Origin of the sequence: Streptococcus sp. 2342 (assembly GCF_013276795.1) — a bacterium.
Taxonomy (GTDB): domain Bacteria; phylum Bacillota; class Bacilli; order Lactobacillales; family Streptococcaceae; genus Streptococcus.
Genome location: NZ_VMLR01000001.1, coordinates 39215 through 65654, shown reverse-complemented (window position 1 = coordinate 65654; position 26440 = coordinate 39215). Strand labels below are relative to the sequence as shown.

Sequence of the window (26440 nt, the reverse complement as noted above, 5' to 3'; positions counted from 1 at the left end):
TGCTCGTTGAGCTAGCTGAAGAACTTGCTGCCACTCTAGGAGCTTGAGTCGGAGCTGAACTTGGAACTGGGGCAGGACTTGCAGGTTGACCCGGAGCAGTTGGTTGAGACGGTTGTGGAGCTGGCTCAGATGGAGCTGTTGGAGTCTCAGTAGCTCCTTGGTCTGGCTGAGTAGGAGTAGAAGGTTGCGGTTGAGGCGTAGGAAGTGGACGTGGAGATGGTTGTGGATTGATGTTATTGATAGCATCGATTCCTGCCACTTTTGCCTGTTCTACATCCTTATTTGTTACGCCCTTGTCTACAGCAGTCTTAGCATCCTTGGCTTCTTGATCCACCTGTTGCAATGCTCTTGACTTGTCCTCACTTGTCAAATCAAAACGATTCGAAATTTCTGTTTTCTTAGCAAATGCAGCAACTTCTACAGCCTTAATCGCTTTGCCTTTTTCTGTTTCTGTTGGAATTGCTACAGAGTTAATAGCACTTACTCCTGCCGTTTTAGCCTGAGAAACTAACTCTTCTGTATTCTTATCAGCTTTATTAATTTCCTCTTTGGCATGATCAGCCGCTGCTTTTGTAGAAGATTTAACTTTTGTTTTCTCTTCTGTCGTTAAGCCAGAATTATCTGAAATAGTCTGATCTTTAGCTCGTAACGTATTATCAACAACTGCTAAAGCTTCTTCTTTGCTAAGAGAGACTAAGCCCGCAGTTTTAGCCTGCCCTACACTATCATTTGTACTAGCTTTATTAATCTCATCTTTTGCTTTTTGAGCTTCCGCTTTAGCCTTAACTATTGCTGCTGTTCGCTCGGATTCTTCTAATGCTGTCTGTTTACCAATTTCAGATTCTACTAATCCCAACTTATCTTCTACAGCCTTAATCGCACTACTTCTATCAATCTGTGGTGTTAACACTGGGACTGTCACTTCGTCACTGAACCACGAACCGCGATCACCCGGATCGGTATCATTAACTTTCCCAGACATCTCTAAGACAGTTACAGCTTTTACCTTACCCGAACCAATATCTTTCCCAGACACATAATTATCGGCAGTAATTATTGCTTTCCCATTTTCACCTACCTCTGCGGTTGCAATAATTTCATAATTAGATGGATAAGCATTTACTCCTTCCTTCTTACCACCACTCCTATGGTAATCTTGATCATAGATTCCGTACTGCTCTCCATTACGCACAAGATACACTTTCATTTTGCTATCACCTGGCAGAGAAAGATACTTTGCAACTGTAATATTTACCTCAGGTTTATTATTATCATTTTGGGTTCTATTAATAGCAGTAATGGTTGGTTGTTGAAGAGGTTGGTAGTAGCCGAAACTAAATGATTTAGTCTTACCACTCTCTCCTGTTACGGTTATCTTAATCACACCTTCTCCCTTAGGAGTTCTCCCTTCAAACGATAATGTCGCTTGTTTTGTATTAATACCGTCCTTAGTATGCTTGTCAAAAAAATTTTCTCCCTGATAATTGGTAGTATCAACTGTAATTCCCTTAATTTTTTCATTTTTTGATACTATTTTGACTTGTAAATTTTTTGCTATATAGCCCTGCCCCGGAGGTACTACTCGAATATTAGAACTATCAAATCCTTGACCTTTAGTTAAGCCAATCTGAACATCCGTCAATTCTGTATCACGTTTTCCTCTTCTCCTAGAGTTATTAGCTCCTTCTATTTCGGCTTTGTCTATCTGATTACCATCCAGTAACTTGTGAGCTTTTTCGACAAGTTCTCCAGAAATCTTTCCGTCGTCTGAAAGTCCTAACTTTTCGTTGATGGTATCTGCTAAGTTTTTAAAATCTGCTGCCGACTCAGGATTGGATTCTTTCAAGCTTTTAGATGCATCTATCAATTTATCATATAACTGATACCCGTCTTCTTCTTGAGATTGATCTATCTTATCTTCTCTGTTAGCTTCTTCTTTGATAATTGAGGATTTTTCTTCCGACTCTGGTTGAGCTTCTTTTTTATCTTTTTCTACCTCAGACACAGTAGATAATTCACCGGATACAGGTTTAGTTCCTCCATCAACTTTTTCTTCACCTGATTTCTCCGATTTTTTTACTTCACTTACACTCTTTAGTTCAGTTCCTTCAACTAGACTATCTTGCTCTTTTTTCTCTGTTCCTTGAGTTTCTGCTTCAGTTCCTGCTTGTCCTACGCTTGGATTTTGACTGCTTGTATCTGATGGGGGGAAGACAGATGGATTCCCAGTGTTAGCATTTCCATCCTGACTGATCACTTCTGTACTTGCTTCCGCCGCCTGAACTTCTGTCGCTGGATTAGCCACAAAAAAGACAGACCCTAGCAAGACTGAGGCTGCTCCGATTGAAAACTTGCGTATAGAAAAGCGTTGACGCTCATTCATTTTAAACTGTTTCATGTTTTTTTACCTTTCTTTCTGCCCTGTATTTGCACATCTATCCATGTTTGAGCAAGCATCAACTCGCTACAAAAACAGGAAAACATGGCCTTTTCTCATCTTGAAAAAATGACAAAAAAGCCCAGTGTTTACTAACACTTCATTATATCAACTTAGTCTCCTCCCTTCAACCTCACTTTGTTTTAGAAAATCGATAATTATATATATATATGCAAGTTGTTTGTTTTAAAGGATTTAGAGATTCCTTATTTGTAAATTTAGTATATTTTTCATTATTTTCAGAAATTTTAAATTTATATAACATTCATGCGAGACTCTTCATCTCACCATCTTTCACCAGAAAGACCTATCCTAGACTCAGCAAATAAAAAAAACGGCTCTCCGAAAATTGTCCAAAGAGCCACTTTTTCTCCAATCTGGTTTTGATTATTTTAATAAGTTCCTTCTTCACCTTGACTAGTCAAGATAACAGGACCATCTTTCGTAATCACGAATTGGTGTTCATACTGACATGACAATCCACCGTCGATGGTCTTATGGGCCCAGCCGGTCTTCATATCTGTATCAATTTCCCAGTCACCGGTATTAATCATTGGTTCAATAGTTAAGACCATTCCTTCACGAAGACGAAGTCCACGACCAGCAATACCATAGTTAGGAACCATTGGTTCTTCGTGCATGGTTGGGCCAACACCATGACCAACCAAATCACGCACTACACCGTAACCACGACTTTCAGCATATTCTTGAATAGCTGCTCCAATATCACCGATACGGTTTCCAACAACAGCTTGCTCAATCCCCTTGTACATAGCTTCTTTAGTTACATCCATCAAGTTTTTCACTTCATCGGACGGTTTACCAACAGCATAAGCCCAACAAGAGTCTGCTAGGCCACCAGAATAGCTCTGGGTGTATTTTTTCATTTGCTCTACATTGTTGAAGTTTAATTTTGAGACATTCAGGTCAGATTTGGCAATTGGACCTCCCAAAACCATGTCAACCTTGAGCAAATCACCATCTTTCAAGATGTAGTGACGAGGGAAAGCGTGAGCCACTTCATCATTAAGAGAGCAACAGGTAGCATAAGGATAGTCCATCATGGCACCGTCAACCCCAATCTGAAGTGGAAGGAAATTTTCTTCCTTGCAACGACGGCGAACGTATTCTTCAACTTCCCACATATCTACGCCAGGCTTAATCAAATCACGCAAGCCGATATGAATACTTGCTAGAAAATCACCAGCCTTGTCCATAGCTTCGATTTCACGAGCTGATTTTAATGTTATCATCTTTTCTCCTAGTTTCTAATTAATTTTAACGGTCACATTTGCTTTTGAAACAATCTGATGACCATGATAAATATCGTAATCAATAATAGCTGATCGTCTAGTATGGTGGATAATGCGTGCTTGAATGCGCAGTATATCATCTATCTGAACAGCCTGCAAAAAGTAGATCAGCATTTGCTCGATGATGAGATTGCGACCACTATTCACAACTAAATCTTGGGTCATGTGAGTCAGTATCTCCGCCAATACACCGTTAGCTAAAACTCCGTTTTTCTCAAGCATAAAGGGTTCCACTGTAATGACGACTTCATCATGGTGATAAGCGAGTTTTTGACCAATCTGCTCAGAAAAAGTTGGTAGAGCAGAAACTTGAGAACGGCTCATCTTCTCCATGACATCTCGTCTAGTTACAACGCCAAGTAAAGTTTGATTGCTTCGGACAACCGGTACCATTTCAAAGTCTTCTGCTATCATTCGTTGACTCACATTGGCAATATTGGTCGCTAACCCTGTTACGAAGATACTGCGCGTCATCACCTTGTCAATCGTCGTGCTGGGAGACTTGTCTCCTGCGTCACGCATAGTAACAAGCCCAACAACCACTTGGTGTTGATTAACGACTGGGAAACGACTGCTACGATTCTTACGAACCAAATCCAAATAATCTTTGACTGTATCGGTTTCTCTTAGAAAACCATACTCATGACTCGGACGGTAAAGTTTCTCAACTGTCAGAATATCAGTCTTGATTTGGACATTTGACAGGGCTTTATTGATCATGGTCGCGACAGTGAAAGTGTCATGTTTGCTTCTTAAAACTGGAATTCCTTTTTGATTGGCCAGTTTAAGAACATCATCATGAATCTGAAATCCCCCTGTAACCAGAACGGCATTTTCATTTTCAAGTGCTAACAGTTGGATACGGGTACGGTCTCCAACAATCAAGAGTCCCCCATCATGAAGGTAAGACAAAATATTTTGTTCGGTCATAGCACCGATTGAAAACTTACTAAATTCTCTCTCTAAACCTTCTTGCCCAGCCAGAACCTCAGAAGAAGTCACTTCTGCTATCTCAGCAAAAGTTAATCTTTCGATAGCAACTTTCTGAGATTTAACACGTATAGTACCACTTCTTGGACGAGTCTCTACAATTCCACGGTTTTCAGCTTCCTTGATAGCGCGATAAGCCGTTCCATCACTGACTCCCAGATGATTTGAAATACTACGAACACTGACCCTTTTACCAACGGGTAATTCTTCCAAATAGCTTAGAATTTCTTGGTGTTTACTCATTAACTTCTCCCTTTACAAAGCGAAACTCAAGATAATCCCGCATTTTCCTTGTATAGCGATCACTTCCTTTAAACTGACGAATCAATCGAAATCCAGACTTAAGGGCAACCCGTTGACTAGCTTCATTTTCAAGGTGGGTAATGATGGATAATTGTTTTAAGCCAAATTCTTCAAAAGAAAGTTGACAAATTTTTCTAACAACCTCTGTCATAAATCCTTGCGACCAAGCATCTTTTCTCAAAAAATAGCCAAGCTCAGCTTCTTTTTTGATTTCATCTAACTTTTCAAACTTAACAGAACCAATCATTTTTTCAGTTTTCTGGTCACAAATAGCCCATACTCCCAAAGGGGACTTCATAAAGTAATTGGCCAACGCATATTGACTCTCTTCCAGACTTGCCTGAGTCGGGAAAATAAATTGTAAATTTTCAGGATTTGAGGCTATCTCATGGAAGTCTTGACTATCACTAAAAAAGAAAGGACGCAAATACAAGCGATCCGTTTCAAAAAAAGAAAACATTGCTAATTTGGTCCAAATATTCATAAACACCTCTACGGTTTAATCCTCAACAAGTGTAATATTCGCTCCTAGATTACGTAATTTTTCAATAATATCAGAATAACCACGTAAGATAAACTCGATATTGGTAATTTCAGTTTGTCCCTCGGCCATCAAACCAGCAATAACCAAAGCTGCACCCGCTCTTAAGTCGGTCGCTTTAACACTGGCTCCACGCAAATTACGTCCACCCGTGTACAAAATATGACCATTTGTTGTCGAAATGTCCGCATCCATCTTTGCTAGTTCAAAAACATGATTTACACGTTTTTCGTAAATCGTATCAACAATTGTACCACGACCATTCGCTCTTAGTAAAAGTGGGGTAAGCGGTTGTTGCAAATCAGTTGCAAAGCCTGGGTAAGGAGCTGTCTTAATATTGATTGCTTTCAAATTAGACTGTTCCTCGACAAAAATGCTGTCTTCAGATACAGTCATTCTCACTCCCATTTCTTCCAACTTAGCAATAAATCCTTCCAGGTGTTCGTAAAGAACATTATTGATACGAATTCCTTTACCAACTGCAGCAGCTAAAGATATATATGTTCCAGCTTCAATGCGGTCTGGAATCACCTGATGACGCGTTCCATGTAATCTTTCAACACCATCAATAATGATGATATTAGTTCCTGCCCCACGGATGTGGGCACCCATATTATTCAAGAGAGTTGCAACATCAATAATCTCAGGTTCACGGGCTGCATTTTCAATAATAGTACGACCATTCGCTTTAACCGCAGCAATCATCGTATTGATCGTTGCCCCTACACTAACCGTATCCATGTAAATACTTGCACCATGAAGTCCTGTATCTTTAGCAGATAACTTCATGTTATCTCCCTCGTAACTAACAGTGGCACCCATAGCTTCAAAAGCCTTAAGGTGTAGGTCAATCGGACGAGGACCAAGATCACATCCTCCCGGTAGACCAACTGTCGCTTCACCAAAACGGCCTAAGAGGCTCCCATAAAAATAGTAAGATGCACGAAGACTGTTAATTTTACCATAAGGCATTGGAATATTTTGAACACCTCTTGGATCAATCTCCAAGACATCATCATAACGCTTAACAGTAGCTCCCATCAATTCCATAATTTCGACAAGACTCGCTACATCCGAAATATCTGGAACACAATCCAAAGTCACCTCATCATCAGCCAAGATAATAGCCGGAATTAAGGCCACAACACTATTTTTAGCACCACTAATAGTGATTTCACCTTGTAGTGGTAATCCACCATTGATAACAATTTTTCTCATTCTAAGTTTTCAATACTCTTTCAAGATTTCTAATAAGGTCTTTAAAATAAATTATATCATAAATGCAACCTTTTTTCCATCCTTTTCAATTTTATTGTAGATAGTAAGTAATAAATAGGATTAAGTTGAAAGATTGAGTCTATATTTTATGAAACATCTTTTGATACTAAAAAAGCCTAAATTAAGAATTATAAAATACCCCCAAAATTAGATTTTCTATTTTTATCTAAAGTTGACATCTTTTTGCCTTTCTAACTTTCTTCTTACCTTACTATTTTACCGTTTTTGGAAAATACCGTCAAAGTTTTTCTAAAGAAAATTTCACAAAATAAAAAAGAAAACCCTATAGGAATAAGGGATTTTCTTGCTAAGAATATTTTTTCACAAACTTTTTATCATTTATATTTTGCTAAAGATTCAAATCTCTTCATAATCACCGTTAAACGCCAACGGTAGAGCGCCCCACTCACGATTAGACTAATAATCAAACCAATCCAGTAAGAATAAGCTCCAAAATCTGTTAGAGAGTCGAATACCATAGCTACTGGGAGTGTCACCCCCCAGTAACCAACCAAACCAAGGTAAAAAGGAATAACTGTATCCTTATAGCCCCGTAAAATTCCCTGGAGCGGTGCCGCAAAAGTATCTGCTAACTGGAAGAAAAGACTATAAGTTAAAAAGCGTGCTGTCAAATCGATAAATTCTGGATCGTTCCCATAAAGACTAGCCACATTTCCCCTAAAAATGTAAAGGAAAGATAAGGTGAAGGCCGCAAAAATAAGGGCTGTCCATCTTCCTAGACCAATATAGGTTTTCGCATCATCAAATCGCTTGGCTCCCACTTCATAAGACACGACTATCGCCATAGCCGATGAGATACTCATAGGAAAGGCGTACATGAGACTTGAAAAGTTCATGGCTGACTGGTGGCTAGCGATAATCAAGGACGAGAACTTAGCCATAATCAAGCCAACCACGGAAAAGATAGCTACTTCCGCGAAGACAGTCCCCCCAATAGGCAGACCTAAACGAACTCCTTCCTTGATTTTATCCATATTAAGTGGAATTCTTTTCTCAAGGTGTAAGTCTTTGAGCTTCTCCTGTTTAAATAAAACCAGAACAGAAATTCCCAACAAGACCCAGTAGGCCAAAGAAGTCCCTAAACCAGCACCAGCACCTCCCAGTTCTGGAACACCAAAGGCCCCGTAAATCAAAAGATAGTTAAATCCACTATTGAGAGGAAGTAACAAAAGCATGAGATACATAGACAGTTTGGTCAAGCCCAGCGAATCCAGCAAGGAACGAATGACACTAAAGAGCAACAAGGGGATAATCCCGATAGATAAAAACCAGAGATAGCGAACCGCTACTGCTGCCACTGGTACTTCTAGTCCGATATGATTTAAAACGGGTGGTGCCAGGAAAACTACCAGTCCCAGCAAGACCACAGATAGACCCAAGGCCAGATAGATGAACTGGTAAAAATCAGATGCAACTTCTTCCTGTTTGCCTCGACCAAGATGGTGACCAATGATGGGCACCAAGGCCGACACAATTCCTGTTAGGAATGTAAAGAAAGGATTCCAGATACTGGTTGCCATAGACACACCAGCCAAATCCATAGTATTGTATTGACCTGTCATTGCAGTGTCAACAAAAGAGGCAGAATAATTGGCAAATTGGTAGATCAGGATTGGGAAGAAAATTTTTAAAAATAATACTAACTTCTCTCGTAAACACTTTGTCTTATACATACTTCTCTTTCTATTCTGATTTATCTAAACCAAAGAGTTTCAGACCATAGTTTTTCAAACTTATCGGAGGGTTATTAGATTTTGAAGTAGTATGCCAACACGCACATGTACGACAATAATAGCTTCTAACTAAACCTCCATTATCATATTGAACCGCATGATCAGCTTTTTCTTTAGTTTCATATTGAATTTTAGAACGATTAGATGCGGGACAGTAAATTCCGCTATTAGATTTTGCTTGTCTCTCCCTACGTTTTCGAAAATAATTCATATGCCAACTCCTATCAAGCTTGATAGACGATTTGTCCCTTACAGATGGTGTATTTAACCTGCCCTTTTAAGGTTTCACCGATGAATGGTGAATTAGCTGCTTTGGAAGCAAAATGGGAGTCCACAAGGCGGTCAGCCTTAGCATCAAAAATAGTGATGTCTGCTGGAGCATTCTCAGCCAAGTAACCTGCTTCAAAATTGTAAAGCTTGGCTGGGTTGTATGTCATCTTTTCGAGTAATTCCATCAAGCTCAACTCACCAGCTTCCACCAAATAGGTCAAGCCAAGAGATAGGGATGTTTCCAAACCAGTCATACCAGATGGCGCTTTGGTAATATCCTCAACATTTTTTTCATCTGCATGATGAGGCGCATGATCAGTCGCAATAACTGTGATGACACCTGACTTGAGACCTTCAATCACGGCACGACGATCTGATTCCAAACGAAGAGGAGGATTCATCTTAGCATTGCTTCCTTGTGTCAAAAGGAGCGCTTCGGTCTTGGAGAAATGCTGTGGCGCTACTTCTGCTGTTACTTGCACTCCCAATCCTTGAGCAAACTCCACTACTTTAACACTTTCTTCCTTAGACAAATGCTGAATATGAACATGGGCTTTGGTTGCATAGGCAATCATGACATCACGCGCCATCATAGCATACTCAGCCACCCCAGTCGCACCGCAGATATGGAAATGTTCTTTAGCAATATTTTCGTTAAAGCCAAGAATTCCATTCAAACCTGGATCTTCCTCATGAAGACTAATAAAGGTATTAAGCTTTTTAGCTTCCTCCATGGCTTCCTTGACAACTTTACTGCTTTCAAGTGGGATACCGTCGTCTGAGAAACCAACCGCACCAGCTTCTAAGAGTGCTTTAAAGTCAGTCAAATCTTGCCCATTAAAATTCTTAGTAATGGTCGCAACCGTCTTGACATTAATTTTCTCTTTGGCAGCTGACTGGAGAACTTCTTGCAAAGTCTCTATATCCGAGATAGTTGGACTAGTATTAGCCATCATGACGACAGTTGTAAAACCACCTGCAGCGGCTGCTAGGGCACCCGTATGGATATCTTCCTTGTGGGTCTGACCAGGTTCACGGAAATGCACATGAATATCGACCAAGCCAGGAGCAACCACAAGACCACTAGCCTCTAAGATTTCTGCTCCTTCTTCCGTGATTTCCGGATCAATTTTGACAATTTTCCCATCTTGGACTAGAACATCACACACTTGATCCAAACCAGACTTGGGATCCATTACACGACCGTTTTTGATTAGTAGCATCTGCTTTCTCCTTTATTCATAGAAATCAACTTGGGTATCCAACAATTTATCCCCATCATAAACAAACTTGGCTGAAAAGAAGGGTTTATCCTCTAAAAGCCACTCAACAAAGGTGTGATCCCCTTCCCAAGTTGGCTTGCTCAAAACTTCATCATAGGGAACCCATTCCAGCGTCCCCTCATTGCAGTCAATCAAGTCCCCTTCAAACTCTGTCACCTTAAAAACATAGGTGTACCAGTCTAAATCTGGTGTAAATTCAGGAAAAGTGATGACACCTTTTAGAACTGGCTTGGCTTTCAGTCCTGTCTCTTCGAGGATTTCACGCGCAGCGCATTCCTGAGGCGTCTCTCCTCGCTCTAGCTTACCACCCACACCAATCCATTTCCCTTCATGGACATCATTGGGTTTCTTATTACGATGGAGCATAAGCAATTCTTTCCCGTTATCAATGTAGCAAATCGTCGCTAACTGAGGCATATTTTCTCCTTATCTAAGCCAATCGATTGGCTCTTGTCCTGTTTCTTTTAAGAATGTATTTACCTTGGAAAAAGGCTTGGAACCCCAAAATCCTCTATAAACTGACAAAGGACTGGGATGGGCTGATTCGATAATCAAGTGATGAGGATTGGTAACTAAGGCCTTCTTCTTACGTGCATAAGCTCCCCAGAGTACAAAAACGACTGGTCTATCTAGATGATTGACCACCTGAATCACAGCATCTGTAAAAAGCTCCCATATCTGACCAGCATGACCATTGGCTTGTCCAGCAGGAACAGTCAAACAAGCATTAAGAAGCAAGACTCCTTGCTCAGCCCAAGCTGTCAAATCATGAGATTTCTTAACCCCGATATCATCTGACAATTCTTTCAAGATATTTTGCAAGGATGGCGGAGCTGGAATAGAGTCAGGTACAGAAAAACTCAAGCCCTGCGCTTGACCTGGCCCGTGATAGGGATCCTGTCCTAGAATCACCACCTTAACTTCTTCAAGCGGTGTTGTCAAGAGAGCTTGAAAAACCTTTTCCTTGGGTGGATAAATAGTCCCCTGAGCATAGACCTGATTCATAAACTGATTGATTTTCCCAAAATAACCCTCAGGTAATTGCGCCTTAATCAAAGCATGCCAAGACGAATGTTCCATAGCCGACTCCTTCATTTTTACTGCCTCTATTATAGCAAAAAGTGGCTATCTAAACCACTTTTTACAGTTTATCTAAACAATCCAGCAAGTCTTGATAAGAATGGACTTCGTAGGTTGGCTGGGCTTGTGGGGATTTTCGAGGTGATGAGGATTGTACCAAATCGTATCAATCCCAGCATTATTGCCACCTTGAATGTCGGCGGTTAGGGAATCTCCAATCATCAGCGTCTTTTCTTTACTAAAGTCAGCAATCTGTTGACCAATCTTTTCATAAAAGAGAGCATCAGGTTTTTGTGTTTGCAGCTGTTCAGAGATAAAGACTTGATTGAAATATGGTGCCAGACCCGATTGAGCCAAACGTCCTGTCTGAATGGCAGTAATGCCATTTGTCGCAGCGTACAGCTCATAATCACGCTCGATGAGGCTATCTAAAAGTTCATGAGCACCTGAAAAAGTTTGCCCCTGTTGGGCAAGGTAAAATTGGTAACGCTGGGCTAGAAAACTACCGTCTTTTTCCTGTCCAAAGTGAGCAAATAAACGAGAAAAGCGCGTGTTAACCAGCTCTTGTTTACTAATTTTCTTTTGCTCCAAGTCCTTCCAGAGAGCCTTGTTCATGGGAACGTAAAAGTCTTTGTAGGCCTGAATATCTGCAACCCCTTCTTCTTTTAGAAGTTGCGTCAAAGCCACATCCTCAGCAGCATCAAAATCAAGAAGAGTGTTGTCGAGGTCGAAAAGTAAGAATTTGTATTTCAATTTAATGTTTCTCCTTTCTAAATTAAACAACTTTCACTTCAGCCAGTTGTTTAATGTAAAAACTTAAAAGTGGTATAGTATCACAAAGAATAATCGTTCCAATTGATTAACTAATCCATACTATTCTAGTGAATTATAGAAAAATCTCCTATAAATTCGAGTAATAGTTAAAATACATACAAATATGACTCCCAAAATAGATAATACTATCTTCACAAAACTCATTTCCAAACCTATGACATATATATAAAAAAGAGGGGCTAATCCTACACATAGAGACAATAGATAACTACTAAATCTTATCTCTCCGATACCAGAAAAAAATGTTTCATTTAAAATATCCCAATTTTACCTTTCATCTTTATAATCCACTAACAAATCTATTGACTTCTCATTTTTTTGAATAATCTTGACAGCAAATTTACTCCACTTAATGCCACTAAAATTTCAATGGGCAAAAAATAGTAATCCCATATCAAATGAGAAATCAGCAATGATAGAAATAGTATACAGTCAATATAACTATTCTTAAAATATTCTGCACTTACATAATACAGAAATGCCACAACCACTGAAATTAAGACAACCATCATAATACTATTATCCTGTCCTTCTCACTAACGCTATTTCCAAAATTTATTTTTTTTATGACTTAGTAACGCAATTCCAATTAGCAATACACCTAATATAAATAAAAGTATTTCCCAAAATTTATTCTCAGTTTTAATAAAAGGTATAAGATACATACTAACCAATATGGAACTTACTCCTATAATAGCAAATATTATTCTGGCTTTATCACTTAGTTTAAACATATTTAATTCCCCATAAAATAAGCAGTGGCAACGTTTACTGTAACATTCCCCCGTCTTTATGTAGAGATAATCCCCTATCAATACACCTCATCTCTTCTTACTCAATAGCAGCATAATTATTTGGTGATACGAGTTTCATAAGATTTCTCCTCTTTAACGTTGCATGGTTAGGATAGTTCTCTAATCAGTAATCGTCGACTGCGTTTAAAGCACTTTGTTACCTAGATAAGATGTCCTTTCTCTACCTGATTTGATTTTAAAGAGAACTAAGATTTAACCATATTTATCTCATTTCTTATTTTTAAATAATTCATACTTTTTTTCTCTGATAAAGGGAAGTGAGAAATTAGAAAAAATTAGTAGAATTGAAAATAGGTATCCATCTTTTTGCATTACTAAAACATAGCCTAAAAATAAATAGACAATCAAATCTAGTACAAAAAGAGAAAATATCCTCCTTTTCATCATCTCACTTGAATTAAAGATTCTGTTTAATAGAATCTTTATCGTAGTATCTACACAAATTTTTATCAAAAAGATAAGAGCCAATACACGATTAGCAACTGTATCATGAAGAATAAATGGAAATATAGTTAATATAAAACTAGAAATCTCTAAATATTTTATCCAAGGGGATTGAGACATCTTACTTTTAAACTGACTGATTTTCCTATACTCGCTAGCTAATCTAGTATCAAAATCTTTACCAATTATATTAAAGATTAAGAACTCCAGGATAAAAATACTGATTAATACGATATAAGTAGAAACCTTTCCTGGGAAATATTTATTGATTAAAATCGGGAAACTCATTAACAGAATTGAGTTTATAGCCAGACAAATGGATACTATTTTATTCTTCACAGAGTATATAGGTAACGATACTATTGAATAGAGAAACGCTAAAAAAATAAGCAAGAAATACTCTGTGCTGCTAATTAGCGGCGCCCTTAATGATAAAAATAGATAGGCACCCCACACGATGATATGCGCTTTACGAATTGACTCTAGATTACTCATCTACCTACTCCTAATATGTAAAGGGAATCCATTTTTAGTTTACATTCTATTTCAAACAAGTCATAAGCATTTTATGATATTTCCTTCTTCTACATTAGGTAAAGTTGAAATACATTTTTTGCAAGTGAAAATATAATTGTTATTAAAAATCCCAAAAAGATCTATCCTTCTTCTAGACCTAAACCAAGTCAGATTAAAGATACAAATATAATGATAAGGCTTTCTTTTACTTTAGACTACCATAAAACAAGGAATCTTTCAACAAAATTCATTGGCAAACTACTATTCTAGAAGATTGACAGCCCAAATCTTTCAGAATAGAACAATCCTAACTATCGAATGCTCTATTTTCATAAATATCCATGTAATTCTAGACCTAGAATTCCTATAAACTAAATGTTTTTGTACTATTCTAAGCCATTGATTGCTTTAAATCTAAATTTTTGAAGAATTCTAAAGCTAGAAGAGTCCTATCACAATTAGTTTTGAATGATTAATAATTTAGAAACACTATATCTTTACTCCTTTTACATTAAAAAGGAACTGCCTAAAGCAATCCCTTTCTGATTTTGAAATTATCTACTGAAAATTGATAGTTTAGATAATCAATAACCCACCTATAAAAAGAGTTATAGTAAGTTTCCTTATTTATTGATTTCAATCTCCGCCAACTGTGTTTGAATAACTGACAGTTCTGCTCCAGCCTGAAGAAGAGCAGCTGCAGTATAGGCACCTTCTACAATTGGAACCCTGTTGATGACGATACTTTTATCACTGAAATCAGCCACCATTTCTAAGTTCATTTTAGCAGAGCCTAGGTCAAAAAAGGCAAGTAAAGTATCTGCTGGATTTTCGGAAACAACCCTATCTACTTGATCAAAACTAGTTCCAATTCCTCCATCTTCGTTTCCTCCTACATAAGTAATCGGAACATCTTTAGCAACTTCACTAATCAGTTCAACAACACCTTGTGCAATATTTTTGGAATGTGAAACGATAACAAGACCAATACTTCCCATTAAACCACCCCAGTTTCTAAAAGAGCACTAAAGAGTAATCCTGATGAGAATGATCCAGGATCAATATGTCCAATAGAACGTTCTCCTACATAAGATGCCCTTCCTTTAGTTGCAAGTAAATCTTTGGTAGCATTCACTACCTTATCAATAACCTCTTGAGTCAATTGGCCATCAGACAAGGCAACAATAACAGGAGTCCAAACGTCAACCATTGTCTTTTCTCCAACTTCTGCTTTCCCACGTTTGACAATCATATCCAGACCACTTTGTAAGATTTCTTCTAATTTCGAATTAGAATCAGCCTTGGACATTCCCATAAAAGCAGAGCCATACAAGGGACCAGAAGCACCGCCTACCTTACTCAGTAGTTGCATTGAGACAAGCTTAAAAACATCACTGCTGGTCTCAAATTGCTTTCCTTCTAAGTTTTCCATAACTGCAGCCATTCCACGCGCCATATTTCCACCGTGATCTCCATCTCCTATAGGAGTGTCTAGCTCACTAAGGTAATCTTTCTGTTCCTGAATCTTTTCATTAAAAAGCTTCATCCATTCAAGAGCTTGTTCAGCATTCATGCGACATTTCCTCCTTGAGTTTTACCAAGCTGGGGTAGTAACAGGTGCATTTAGAGCATCCAACCACTCATCATCTGCCAATCGAATCAATGTTAATGACAAGCCAGCCATATCAATTGATGTCATATAGTTTCCAATTTTCTTAAACGCCAACTCAACACCTTTTTCATGGAGTAATTTAGCCACATCATTTGCAAATACGTATTGCTCCATAAGAGGAGTGCTTCCTAAACCATTGATGAGAAGGCCATAGCGTTCACCAGCCTTAAGTTGGAAACCTTCAGATAATTTTTCAACCAGCTCTGAGGCCAATTGTGCTGAAGGTTGCATTTTCTCTTTCTTATATCCTGGCTCACCGTGAATACCAACTCCATATTCAAATTCATCATCTTCTAGAACAAAACCTGGTTTCCCAACTTCAGGAACGGTTGCTCCAGACAAGGCTAGCCCAATTGTTTTAATTTCTAAGACAAGTTTATCGGCCAAGTCCTTCATTTCAGCTAATGATTTACCAGAACGAGCTGCAGCACCCAAAATTTTATGGACTAATATAGTACCTGCAACACCTCGACGCCCTTGGGTATAGAGACTATTTTCAACAGCGATATCATCATCAACCACAACGCTTGCTACATCAATGCCTTCCATTTCGGCAAGTTCTTGTGCAATTTCAAAGTTCATAATGTCACCAGAATAGTTCTTGATGACCATGAAAACTCCAGCACCTTCATCAGCCGCCTTAATGGCTTCTAAAATTTGGTCCGGAGTAGGTGAAGTGAAGACTGCTCCACAAATGGCAGCAGACAACATTCCATCTCCTACAAATCCAGCATGACTTGGTTCATGTCCTGAACCTCCACCTGAAATGAGTCCAACTTTTCCTGTCTTTTCTGCCTTTCTAACGATGACATCAAAACCATCTAAGCGTTCTACCAAGTCATCATGCATGAATGACAATCCCTGCAACATTTCATCAACAACTTGTGTCGGTTCATTTATAATTTTTTTCATGAGAAACTCCTTTCGGCATGTACCTTTGTTTTCGCTTTCATTATATATTTTTTATCGCTGGATGATAAGGGACAGATTCTATTATTTGTCCCCTTTTAAACCCGTTTAAAACATTTTTTTGGTAAAATGAAGTAAGTAAAAGAAAGGTTTCCTATGGCATCATCATTTATTACAAAAAAACGGATTGCCAAGGCATTTAGAGACCTATTAGCTACTAGAGAATTTGACAAAATCTCCATTGTAGATATCATGGAATCAGCTGGCATTCGTAGACAGACCTTTTATAATCACTTTCTTGACAAATATGAACTGCTAGACTGGATATTTGAAAATGACTTAACCGAGTATATCACCAATAACTTGGATTTTATTTCGGGCCAAAAACTATTACAAGAATTATTTTTTTATTTCGAACAAGAGCGTGACTTTTATATTCAACTGTTTGATATTCAAGGACAAAATAACTTCTATGACCACTTTATCAGCTACTGTCGCTTGCTTGTATCAAAAATTTTAAGAGAATACGGTCAGATTGATATCGATTCATCTGCTTATACTTGTTTTTTGTTAGACTATCATTCACATGCTCTAGCAGAAATCGTGAAGGCTTACGTCAATAAAAAAAGTCCAGTTCCACAACCAGACTTTCTAATCATGACAATTATTGGAAAGAGACCACAATGACATTTATTTCAAATCATAAACAGAAAATTATTTCAAGTTACATTTCGGCAACTGTCAGCAGTCATCCTGAATTAGAAAAACATCCTACCTTACCATTAATCTATCAAAAAAATCGCAATCCTCATCAGGTTCCAATATTGTCGGGTGGAGGTTCCGGTCACGAACCTGCGCATATTGGATATGTGGGAGAAGGAATGCTTACCGCTGCTATCTATGGCCAATTATTTACTCCTCCTACAAGAACTGAAATCTTAGAGTCCATTCGTTTTTTAAACAATGGTCACGGTGTCTTCATCATTGTAAAAAATTTCGAAGCAGACATCAAAGAATTTAGCTCGGCCATTAACACTGCTAGAAAAGAAGGAATTAAAGTTGGCTATAGTCTAGCACACGACGATATTTCAATTGAACCTCACAATAGATTTCAAATTAGAGGAAGAGGGCTTGCAGGGACTATTTTACTTCATAAAGTTCTAGGATATGCAGCTCAGAATGGTGCCGACATCGAGCAACTAACTGATTTAGGTCATCAGCTTGCTCCCGAAATCGCAACAATTGGCTTTGCAACGAAATCTGCTAGTCTCCCCCAAGCCACCCTTCCACTATTTAACTTGGAAGAAGGAAATATTTCTTATGGTATTGGGATACATGGCGAAGAAGGTTATCGTATCGTCCCATTCCAATCATCGGAAATCCTTGCAAATGAAATTATAAGTAAATTAAGATTGCACTATCATTGGAAAAAGGGTGATCATTTTATATTGCTTGTAAATAATCTAGGCACTACCAGCAACTTAGAAATGGGCATATTTATCAATGATCTCCTTCAACTCTTAGAAATTGAAGGAGTCACTATTACCTTTATAAAATCAGGAACATTTATGACCAGTCTAGATATGGCAGGTATATCCGTAACTCTTTGCCCCGTAAAAAATAAACAGTGGTTAGAAGCGCTCAATGCTCCAACGACAGCATTTGCATGGTAATTTGCTTATATAACTCAAAAGGGCTACATCACTTGATAGCCCTTTGCTTTTATCTTACGTTTAAAAGAACTCATTCTTTCTATTTCAAATAGTCCATCTATCCTTTACAATTCTTCCGATGAGCTTTGAGTTTTTTCAGAGCCCAATCATAGTGGCTTGACGTGCTACTAACAAAGTAGGAACCTAGACTTGTTCCGCCGGTCCACTTATAGCCACCTTTGGTAAAGAGTTCGTCATTGCTAAAAACTTCTATCAACTCTAAAACCTTCCTATGTGATTGTTCTTGGAGTCTAGTCGCTTCTTCTAAGGAGGTTTTCTGGTGCTTCTTCCAAAAAGCGACATTCATTTCTCCATAAGTTTTCCAAGTATAAGGTTCAGGGAGAAAAGGTCTTTCGTGACCTTCTTGATTAGAATGTACCCAAGTCAAAAGTAACTGCTGCCATTCATAAAGATGGATCAAGACATCCCGTAGATTTTTATCCCTTTTCCAGTGAGCTTCTTTTTTCTTTAGGTCTCTTGAAAAATCAAATGGAGTCTGTAGCTCATCTTCACTTAATTGAGAGATGAAGAGGTTAAGCTTTTCATAATTTTCCTTAGAGGCCAGCATTAGCTCCTCTTTTGTTTTCGGTCTATGCACAGGAGTACTCCTTTCATATCTCTAGTTATTATTAGAAATTTTTTATCCTTTAAATCTCTATAACTTATCCTTTAATTTCTCAACAAAGAGATAGGCTGCTGGACAGGTCAAAGTATTCTTAATCGTCAAATGGTTGATTTGATGAATTTTTTTACGGTCCGTATGGGGGAACTCTCGGCATGCCTTTGGACGAACTTCATAGATGGAACAGAGATTATCTCCTCCTAAAAAGGGACAAGGCATGGATTTAAAAACCTTATCACCATCTTCATCTACCTGCAGAAACTCCGCTTCAAAAGCTGGTAATTTCATCTTAAAATACTTGGCGATTCGTGTAATATCCGCTTCTTTAAAGTCCGGTCCCAATGTCTTACAACAATTGGCACAGGCCGTGCAATCAATTTCCTCAAAGACTTCTTGGTGAATCTGCTGGGCTATCTTGTCTAGGTTTTTAGGAGGTTTTTTCTTTAGATTGGCTAAAACTTTACGGTGTTCCTTCTGCTTTTGCATGGCTAGCTGGTGGTAATACTCAATATCAATTTCTTTAGACATGATTTCTCTCTTATTCTATTTGCTTCTCCTATTATATCATGCCTCTTCATCATTGAAAAGTGGACTTTACAAGACTATACTATTCCCGAATGTATCAAAAAACCTTGCAACTAGGTTACAAGGTTAATGACATTAATCGAAGTTAACGTATTCTTTTTGAAGTTCAAGGACTTCTTCCATTGTTGAACACTCTGTAAGGGCACGGTTTGCGTACTCTTCCATCTTAGCAGTATCCAATTTCTTCATCAAGCTACGTGTACGAAGGACTGATGTTGCTGACATAGAGAATTCATCCAAGCCCATTCCGACAAGAAGTGGAACAGCTTTTTGATCGCCAGCCATCTCACCACACATACCAGCCCATTTACCTTCAGCGTGAGCTGCCTTGATAACGTTGTTGATCAAGCGAAGGATTGATGGGTTATATGGTTGGTAAAGGTATGAAACTTGCTCGTTCATACGGTCTGCTGCCATTGAGTATTGGATCAGGTCATTTGTTCCAATTGACATGAAGTCTACTTCTTTTGCAAATTGGTCTGCAAGCATTGCTGCTGCAGGGATTTCAATCATGATACCAACTTGGATGTCATCCGCAACTGCAACACCTTCAGCAAGAAGGTTTGCTTTTTCTTCTTCATAAACTGCTTTGGCTGCACGGAATTCTTTCAAAAGGGCAACCATTGGGAACATGATACGCAATTGACCATGAACAGAAGCACGAAGAAGGGCACGGATTTGTGTACGGAACATTGCATCTCCAGTTTCAGAAATAGAGATACGAAGGGCACGGAATCCAAGGAATGGGTTCATTTCGTGTGGCATATCGAAGTAAGGAAGTTCCTTATCTCCACCAATATCCATTGTACGAACAACCACTGGTTTACCATTCATTCCCTCAAGAACAGCCTTGTATGCTTCATACTGCTCATCTTCTGTTGGGAAGTCTTGAGAATCCATATACAAGAACTCTGTACGGTAAAGTCCAACAGCTTCTGCACCGTTGTTGTTAACACCTTCAACGTCTTTTGGAGTACCGATGTTAGCAGCCAACTCGAAGTGTTTACCGTCAGCAGTCACTGTTTGAGCATCTTTCAAAAGTGCCCATTCAGCTTTTTGTTTAGCATAAACTTCACCAGCTGCTTTAAATTCTGCCGCTTGTTCATCTGTTGGGTTGATAATCACTTCACCAGTAATTCCGTTAACGGCAAGGATATCGCTGTCTTTCACTACTTCAGTGATGTTATTTGTTCCCAATACAGCTGCAATTTCAAGTGTACGTGCCATGATAGCTGAGTGGCTTGTACGTCCACCGATATTTGTTACAAAAGCTTTTACAAAGTTTTTGTCCAATTGAGCTGTATCAGATGGTGTCAAGTCATGCGCAATGACGATTACTTCTTCATTGATAGAAGCTGGGTTTGGCAATTTTTTACCAAGAAGGTTTGCCAATACACGTTTTGTCACGTCGCGGATATCCGCTGCACGTTCTTGCATGTATGGGTTGTCTTCCATACCTTCAAAGATCGTGATGAACATGTCAGTCACTTCTTTAAGACCTGCTTCTGCGTTGACTTTCTTAGCACGAATTGTTTCTTTAATCTGACCAATCAATTCTGGGTCAGAAAGAACCATCAAATGAGCGTCAAAAACTTGAGCCGCTTCTTCACCAAGCGTACCTACAGCTTTCTCGCGGATAAGAGAAAGCTCGTTTTGAGAAGCTTCAAGAGCAACATCCAAACGAGCCTCTTCTGCGTTTGTATCTTCGACTGAAATAGTCTCGAATGACAAATCCGGTTGAACGAGTAGATATGCTTTTGCAACTGCAACACCGTCAGATGCTGCGATTCCTTTAAGCATTTCTGTCATTTCCCTTATGCCAATCCTTCTTTTTCCATTGTTTCTGAGATTGCAGCGATAGCGTCATCTGCATCTGCACCTTCAGCTGAGATAGTTACGTCAGCACCTTGGCCAACACCAAGACTCATAACACCCATAATTGATTTAAGGTTAACTGATTTACCTTTGTACTCAAGAGTGATATCTGAAGCAAATTTGCTAGCAGTTTGCACCAACAATGTTGCTGGACGTGCGTGAATACCTGTTTCTGCCACTACGTGGAAATCTTTAGAAGCCATAGTTTGACTCTCCTTTTGTTCTTTCTTTTTTTGAGTTATATGTGATAACCCTTACAATTTGGTATTATACCATCTTCTAGGATTTTTTTCAAGCATTTTCTGGATTTTCCTTCAATTTCCTTTCAGATAACTTGCTGAAAATCTTCTATCCTAGATAACAAACACAGGATATAGTTTCTTCCAAAACAATTTATAGGATAATCATTGCTGTTTTATAAAACAAACACTATATATTGTGTTTTGTGAGCTTGACTAGAAAAGCAGACCACTATATTTAGTTCAAATCATTGACAAAATTTTATTTTCTGATATACTAAGATAGTATTAAATTTTGAAGAGGAGTTACACAATGGTAACCGTTTATTCTAAAAACAATTGTGTCCAATGTAAAATGACCAAGCGTTTCTTGGACAGTAATAACGTTGAATATAAAGAAATCAATCTTGATGAGCAGCCTGAGTACATCGATCAAGTCAAAGAGCTCGGTTTTAGCGCAGCTCCTATTATTCAAACACCAACTGAAGTCTTTTCAGGTTTCCAACCAGGAAAACTGAAACAATTAGCATAATCTTAGTACATCGTCCAGAAGAAACTGCTTCTAGGGCTAACTTAGAGGCCTTTCTTTTGTAATTAGATAAGGGAAATTTTATGGGATTAAAACATCTTGAAGACGTGACTTACTTCCGTCTCAATAACGAAATCAACCGTCCTGTTAATGGACAAATCATGCTTCATAAAGATAAGGAAGCCTTGGATGCCTTCTTTAAAGAAAATGTCGTTCCAAACACTATGGTTTTTGATTCAATTACTGATAAAATCAACTACCTCATTGAACACAACTACATCGAAACAGCCTTTATCAAGAAATACCGTCCAGAGTTCTTGGAAGAATTGGCTCAATTTATCAAAGACCAAAACTTCCAATTCAAGTCATTCATGGCAGCTTATAAATTTTACAATCAATATGCCTTAAAGACTAACGACGGTGAATATTATCTTGAAAGTATGGAAGACCGTGTCTTCTTTAACGCCCTTTATTTCGCTGATGGGAATGAAGCTGTTGCAATCGATATTGCCAATGAAATCATCCACCAACGCTACCAACCTGCTACTCCTTCCTTCTTGAATGCTGGACGTGCTCGTCGTGGGGAGTTGGTATCTTGTTTCCTAATCCAAGTGACGGATGATATGAACTCTATCGGACGTTCTATCAACTCAGCTCTTCAACTTTCACGTATTGGTGGTGGTGTGGGAATCACCCTCAGCAACCTTCGTGAAGCTGGTGCACCTATCAAGGGTTATGAAGGAGCTGCTTCAGGTGTCGTTCCTGTTATGAAGCTTTTCGAAGACAGTTTCTCTTACTCCAACCAATTGGGGCAACGTCAAGGTGCCGGTGTTGTCTACCTCAACGTCTTCCACCCAGATATTATCGCCTTCCTTTCAACTAAGAAAGAAAACGCCGATGAAAAAGTTCGTGTTAAGACCCTTTCACTTGGTGTTGTAGTACCAGATAAATTCTACGAATTGGCGCGTAAAAATGAAGAAATGTATCTCTTCAGCCCTTACTCTGTAGAAAAAGAATACGGTGTGCCATTCAACTACATCGACATTACTGAAAAATACGATGAATTGGTCGCAAATCCAAATATTCGCAAGACAAAAATCAAGGCGCGTGATTTGGAAACTGAAATCTCTAAATTGCAACAAGAGTCTGGCTACCCTTATGTCGTCAATATTGATACGGCTAACCGTGCAAATCCTGTTGATGGTAAGATTATCATGAGTAACTTGTGTTCTGAGATCCTTCAAGTCCAAGAACCAAGCTTGATCAACGATGCTCAAGAATTCCTTCAAATGGGAACGGACGTTTCATGTAACCTTGGTTCAACGAACGTAGTCAACATGATGACTTCACCTGACTTTGGTCGTTCTATCCGTGCTATGGTTCGTGCTTTAACTTTCGTTACAGATAGTTCGCATATCGTAGCTGTACCTACGATTGACCATGGGAATAGCCAAGCCCACACCTTTGGTCTCGGTGCCATGGGACTTCATAGCTACCTTGCCCAACAACTGATTGAATATGGTTCACCTGAGTCTGTTGAATTTACAAGCATCTACTTTATGCTTATGAACTACTGGACCTTGGTTGAGTCAAACAATATTGCGCGTGAACGTGGTATCACCTTCCACAACTTTGAAAAATCAGACTATGCTAACGGTAGCTACTTTGACAAGTATGTAACTGGCGAATTCCTTCCAAAATCAGACCGTGTTAAAGAACTTTTCAAAGATGTCTTTATCCCAAGTGCTGCTGATTGGGCTGAACTTCGCAAAAAGGTTCAAGCAGATGGTCTTTACCACCAAAACCGTCTAGCTGTTGCTCCAAATGGTTCGATCAGTTACATCAATGACGTCTCGGCTTCTATCCACCCGATTACGCAACGGATCGAGGAACGTCAAGAAAAGAAAATTGGTAAAATCTACTATCCTGCTGCTGGCTTGTCAACAGAAACCATTCCTTACTACACTTCGGCTTACGACATGGATATGCGTAAAGTGATTGATGTTTACGCCGCTGCGACTGAGCACGTGGACCAAGGACTTTCACTCACACTCTTCATGCGTAGTGACATTCCAAAAGGTCTTTACGAATGGAAGAAAGAAAACAAACAAACGACACGTGACTTGTCTATCCTTCGTAACTATGCCTTTAACAAGGGTATCAAGTCTATCTACTACGTCCGTACCTTTACAGATGATGGTGGAGAAGTCGGTGCCAACCAGTGTGAAAGTTGTGTGATTTAGTTTCTAGCATAGAAACACTATTTTTCCCTAAGCAGCACTGATAAAATCAAATCTACTATGTCATAACATAATTTATGTAACATTTTAAAAGTCGGGCTTCCGACTTTTTGTGCGATACTCCTATAGAATTATGGTAAAATAGAATAATTGTGAGTTCGCAATACTAAACACAGAAAGAGATTTCAAATGGAAACTTACTACAAAGCCATTAACTGGAATGCCATCGAAGATGTCATCGACAAATCAACCTGGGAAAAACTGACGGAGCAATTCTGGCTCGATACACGTATTCCCTTGTCAAACGACTTGGATGACTGGAGAAAGCTATCTAACAAAGAAAAAGACTTGGTTGGAAAAGTCTTTGGTGGTTTAACCCTTCTCGACACTATGCAATCTGAAACTGGGGTTCAAGCCCTTCGCGCAGACATCCGTACACCACATGAGGAAGCTGTTTTCAATAACATCCAATTTATGGAATCTGTTCACGCTAAATCTTATTCATCAATCTTTTCTACCTTAAATACTAAGGCTGAGATTGAAGAAATTTTCGAATGGACCAATACCAATCCTTACCTACAAAAAAAGGCTGAGATTGTCAACGAAATCTACCTAAACGGTAGCCCACTTGAAAAGAAAGTTGCCAGTGTCTTCCTCGAAACCTTCCTCTTCTATTCAGGTTTCTTCACTCCCCTCTACTACCTTGGTAACAACAAACTAGCCAACGTTGCAGAAATCATCAAATTGATTATTCGTGACGAGTCTGTTCACGGAACCTACATTGGTTACAAATTCCAACTTGGTTTCAATGAATTGCCTGAAGAAGAGCAAGAAAAACTCAAAGAATGGATGTACGACCTACTCTATACTCTTTATGAAAATGAAGAAGGCTACACAGAGAGTCTTTATGACGGTGTTGGTTGGACGGAAGAAGTTAAAACCTTCCTTCGCTACAATGCTAACAAGGCACTCATGAACCTGGGACAAGATCCACTCTTCCCAGATTCAGCTGATGATGTCAACCCAATCGTTATGAACGGTATTTCAACAGGAACTTCCAACCACGACTTCTTCTCTCAAGTCGGAAATGGTTACCTTCTTGGCGAAGTTGAAGCCATGCAAGATGATGACTACAACTACGGTTTGGACTAATACTCTACCACTCTTAACCATCAAAAAGTAAACTAGAAACAACAAAATAATAACTTAATAAAAATATCGAAAGCTTTGAAAATAAACCTCGATATTTTTGTTTTTGTTTTATTTTGTTGTTTTTGTATTTGAATGATGAGCTAGTTTATGGTAAGATAGTAGTAGGAAACGAGGTGATAATATGCTCAAACAAGAAAAATTAACCAAAATTTTAGAGATAGTAAATAGTAAAGGAACCATAACGGTTAAGCAGATTATGGACGAAATAGCCGTTTCAGATATGACTGCAAGGCGCTATTTACAGGAATTAGCTGATAAAGACTTGCTGATTCGTGTGCATGGTGGAGCTGAAAAACTTCGAACCAACTCCCTTTTGACTAATGAGCGATCAAATATTGAAAAACAAGCCCTCCAAACGGCAGAAAAACAAGAAATAGCCCGTTTTGCAGGCAGTCTAGTAGAAGAAAGAGAAACTATTTTTATTGGACCAGGAACAACATTAGAATTTTTTGCACGTGAGTTGCCTATTGACAATATCCGCGTCGTGACCAACAGTCTACCTGTTTTTCTGATTTTAAGCGAACGAAAATTAACAGATTTGATTTTGATAGGTGGAAATTATCGCGATATTACAGGTGCTTTTGTTGGCACATTGACCCTACAAAATCTCTCTAATCTCCAATTTTCTAAAGCTTTCGTTAGCTGTAATGGTATTCAAAACGGAGCTCTAGCTACTTTTAGCGAGGAAGAGGGAGAGGCTCAACGCATCGCTTTAAATAATTCTAATAAAAAATATTTACTCGCAGATCATAGTAAGTTCAATAAGTTTGATTTTTATACTTTTTATAATGTATCAAATCTTGATACTATTGTTTCAGATTCTAAACTAAGTGATTCAATCCTTTTTGAGCTATCTAAACTTACTAAAGTCATCAAGCCTTAATCAACTGAAAGATTCTGGGTAAGAACTCAATTTCAGAAGTAAATCTTCCCACAATAAAACGCATAATATCAAGGTTTTTCAACACCTGATATTATGCGTTTTTC

The 26440-nt window shown here is 38.7% G+C and carries 26 protein-coding genes and 2 pseudogenes; 6 read left to right on the top strand and 22 right to left on the bottom strand.

All coding sequences use genetic code 11. From position 1 onward, the window contains the following. Positions 1-229 precede the first annotated feature (229 nt). The 18 genes and pseudogenes from HT689_RS09565 to dhaK form a co-directional block, all read right to left on the bottom strand. Positions 230-2383, bottom strand: a pseudogene (locus tag HT689_RS09565) (DUF1542 domain-containing protein); the annotation flags it as partial. A gap of 446 nt (positions 2384-2829) precedes the next feature. After that, on the bottom strand, positions 2830-3690 hold the full coding sequence (locus HT689_RS00300) for a methionyl aminopeptidase (RefSeq protein ID WP_173251678.1): 861 nt from the start codon (positions 3688-3690) through the stop codon (positions 2830-2832). Positions 3691-3705: 15 nt separating this feature from the next. Then, a complete protein-coding gene (gene spxR, locus HT689_RS00295; RefSeq protein WP_173227059.1) occupies positions 3706-4983 on the bottom strand; it encodes a CBS-HotDog domain-containing transcription factor SpxR in 1278 nt (425 codons plus the stop codon). Then, entirely contained in the window at positions 4976-5527 is a 552-nt protein-coding gene (locus HT689_RS00290) for a GNAT family N-acetyltransferase (protein WP_173227057.1), read from the bottom strand. The genes spxR and HT689_RS00290 overlap by 8 nt, the downstream gene beginning before the upstream one ends. Positions 5528-5542: 15 nt before the next feature. Continuing rightward, positions 5543-6802, bottom strand: coding sequence for a UDP-N-acetylglucosamine 1-carboxyvinyltransferase (locus HT689_RS00285; RefSeq protein ID WP_173227055.1), 1260 nt, complete (start codon positions 6800-6802; stop codon positions 5543-5545). 395 nt (positions 6803-7197) lie between these two features. Continuing rightward, entirely contained in the window at positions 7198-8556 is a 1359-nt protein-coding gene (gene pdrM, locus HT689_RS00280; protein ID WP_173227053.1) for a sodium-coupled multidrug efflux MATE transporter PdrM, read from the bottom strand. A gap of 10 nt (positions 8557-8566) precedes the next feature. Beyond that, on the bottom strand, positions 8567-8827 hold the full coding sequence (locus HT689_RS00275) for a hypothetical protein (RefSeq protein ID WP_173227051.1): 261 nt from the start codon (positions 8825-8827) through the stop codon (positions 8567-8569). Positions 8828-8840: 13 nt separating this feature from the next. Next, complete coding sequence (locus tag HT689_RS00270) at positions 8841-10109, bottom strand: dihydroorotase (RefSeq protein ID WP_166731708.1); 1269 nt, start codon at positions 10107-10109, stop codon at positions 8841-8843. Between the two features lie 12 nt (positions 10110-10121). Next, positions 10122-10586, bottom strand: a complete 465-nt coding sequence (locus HT689_RS00265; protein ID WP_001135768.1) for an 8-oxo-dGTP diphosphatase — start codon at positions 10584-10586, stop codon at positions 10122-10124. Positions 10587-10595: 9 nt separating this feature from the next. After that, the gene (locus HT689_RS00260; RefSeq protein ID WP_173227049.1) at positions 10596-11249 is read right to left on the bottom strand and encodes a uracil-DNA glycosylase; all 654 of its coding nucleotides are present in this window, start codon (positions 11247-11249) and stop codon (positions 10596-10598) included. A gap of 61 nt (positions 11250-11310) precedes the next feature. Then, a pseudogene (locus tag HT689_RS00255) lies at positions 11311-12002 on the bottom strand (YjjG family noncanonical pyrimidine nucleotidase). 120 nt (positions 12003-12122) lie between these two features. After that, positions 12123-12341, bottom strand: coding sequence for a hypothetical protein (locus HT689_RS09935; RefSeq protein ID WP_341774809.1), 219 nt, complete (start codon positions 12339-12341; stop codon positions 12123-12125). 41 nt (positions 12342-12382) lie between these two features. Next, positions 12383-12595 carry a hypothetical protein gene (locus HT689_RS09560; protein ID WP_166731705.1) on the bottom strand — a complete coding sequence of 71 codons (213 nt, stop codon included), beginning with the start codon at positions 12593-12595 and terminating at the stop codon, positions 12383-12385. A 30-nt stretch (positions 12596-12625) separates the two neighbouring features. After that, entirely contained in the window at positions 12626-12817 is a 192-nt protein-coding gene (locus HT689_RS09930) for a hypothetical protein (protein ID WP_341774808.1), read from the bottom strand. Positions 12818-13105: 288 nt separating this feature from the next. Continuing rightward, entirely contained in the window at positions 13106-13837 is a 732-nt protein-coding gene (locus tag HT689_RS00250; RefSeq protein ID WP_166731704.1) for a hypothetical protein, read from the bottom strand. Between the two features lie 644 nt (positions 13838-14481). Beyond that, on the bottom strand, positions 14482-14856 hold the full coding sequence (gene dhaM, locus HT689_RS00245) for a dihydroxyacetone kinase phosphoryl donor subunit DhaM (protein ID WP_173251680.1): 375 nt from the start codon (positions 14854-14856) through the stop codon (positions 14482-14484). Next, positions 14856-15431, bottom strand: coding sequence for a dihydroxyacetone kinase subunit DhaL (gene dhaL / locus HT689_RS00240; protein WP_173251682.1), 576 nt, complete (start codon positions 15429-15431; stop codon positions 14856-14858). Before dhaL ends, dhaM begins: the two co-directional genes overlap by 1 nt. A gap of 21 nt (positions 15432-15452) precedes the next feature. Beyond that, a complete protein-coding gene (dhaK, locus tag HT689_RS00235) occupies positions 15453-16442 on the bottom strand; it encodes a dihydroxyacetone kinase subunit DhaK (RefSeq protein WP_050242717.1) in 990 nt (329 codons plus the stop codon). Positions 16443-16595: 153 nt separating this feature from the next. Between dhaK and dhaS the strand changes: the two genes are divergently transcribed. Together dhaS and dhaQ are read left to right on the top strand one after the other, a co-directional pair. After that, positions 16596-17126, top strand: a complete 531-nt coding sequence (dhaS, locus tag HT689_RS00230; protein WP_004254485.1) for a dihydroxyacetone kinase transcriptional activator DhaS — start codon at positions 16596-16598, stop codon at positions 17124-17126. Continuing rightward, positions 17123-18112 carry a DhaKLM operon coactivator DhaQ gene (dhaQ, locus tag HT689_RS00225; protein WP_173227047.1) on the top strand — a complete coding sequence of 330 codons (990 nt, stop codon included), beginning with the start codon at positions 17123-17125 and terminating at the stop codon, positions 18110-18112. The genes dhaS and dhaQ overlap by 4 nt, the downstream gene beginning before the upstream one ends. A gap of 97 nt (positions 18113-18209) precedes the next feature. Here dhaQ and HT689_RS00220 read toward each other — a convergent pair whose 3' ends face one another. The 4 genes from HT689_RS00220 to HT689_RS00205 form a co-directional block, all read right to left on the bottom strand. Continuing rightward, positions 18210-18749 carry a ClbS/DfsB family four-helix bundle protein gene (locus HT689_RS00220; protein ID WP_084946567.1) on the bottom strand — a complete coding sequence of 180 codons (540 nt, stop codon included), beginning with the start codon at positions 18747-18749 and terminating at the stop codon, positions 18210-18212. Positions 18750-18806: 57 nt separating this feature from the next. Then, complete coding sequence (locus tag HT689_RS00215) at positions 18807-19301, bottom strand: YkgJ family cysteine cluster protein (RefSeq protein ID WP_049546639.1); 495 nt, start codon at positions 19299-19301, stop codon at positions 18807-18809. A 132-nt stretch (positions 19302-19433) separates the two neighbouring features. After that, entirely contained in the window at positions 19434-21167 is a 1734-nt protein-coding gene (gene ptsP / locus HT689_RS00210; protein ID WP_173227045.1) for a phosphoenolpyruvate--protein phosphotransferase, read from the bottom strand. 5 nt (positions 21168-21172) lie between these two features. Further along, positions 21173-21436 (bottom strand): phosphocarrier protein HPr, encoded by a 264-nt coding sequence (locus tag HT689_RS00205; protein WP_000146947.1) that lies wholly within the window; start codon positions 21434-21436, stop codon positions 21173-21175. 349 nt (positions 21437-21785) lie between these two features. Between HT689_RS00205 and nrdH the strand changes: the two genes are divergently transcribed. The 4 genes from nrdH to HT689_RS00185 all read left to right on the top strand — a co-directional run bounded on the left by nrdH (position 21786) and on the right by HT689_RS00185 (position 26336). Then, entirely contained in the window at positions 21786-22004 is a 219-nt protein-coding gene (gene nrdH, locus HT689_RS00200) for a glutaredoxin-like protein NrdH (protein WP_000259242.1), read from the top strand. Positions 22005-22084: 80 nt separating this feature from the next. Next, the gene (gene nrdE / locus HT689_RS00195; protein WP_173280742.1) at positions 22085-24244 is read left to right on the top strand and encodes a class 1b ribonucleoside-diphosphate reductase subunit alpha; all 2160 of its coding nucleotides are present in this window, start codon (positions 22085-22087) and stop codon (positions 24242-24244) included. A gap of 186 nt (positions 24245-24430) precedes the next feature. After that, a complete protein-coding gene (gene nrdF, locus HT689_RS00190; RefSeq protein ID WP_000451364.1) occupies positions 24431-25393 on the top strand; it encodes a class 1b ribonucleoside-diphosphate reductase subunit beta in 963 nt (320 codons plus the stop codon). A gap of 181 nt (positions 25394-25574) precedes the next feature. Continuing rightward, positions 25575-26336: a DeoR/GlpR family DNA-binding transcription regulator gene (locus HT689_RS00185; protein ID WP_000917603.1), complete on the top strand. Its 762-nt coding sequence runs from the start codon at positions 25575-25577 to the stop codon at positions 26334-26336. Positions 26337-26440: the final 104 nt, after the last annotated feature.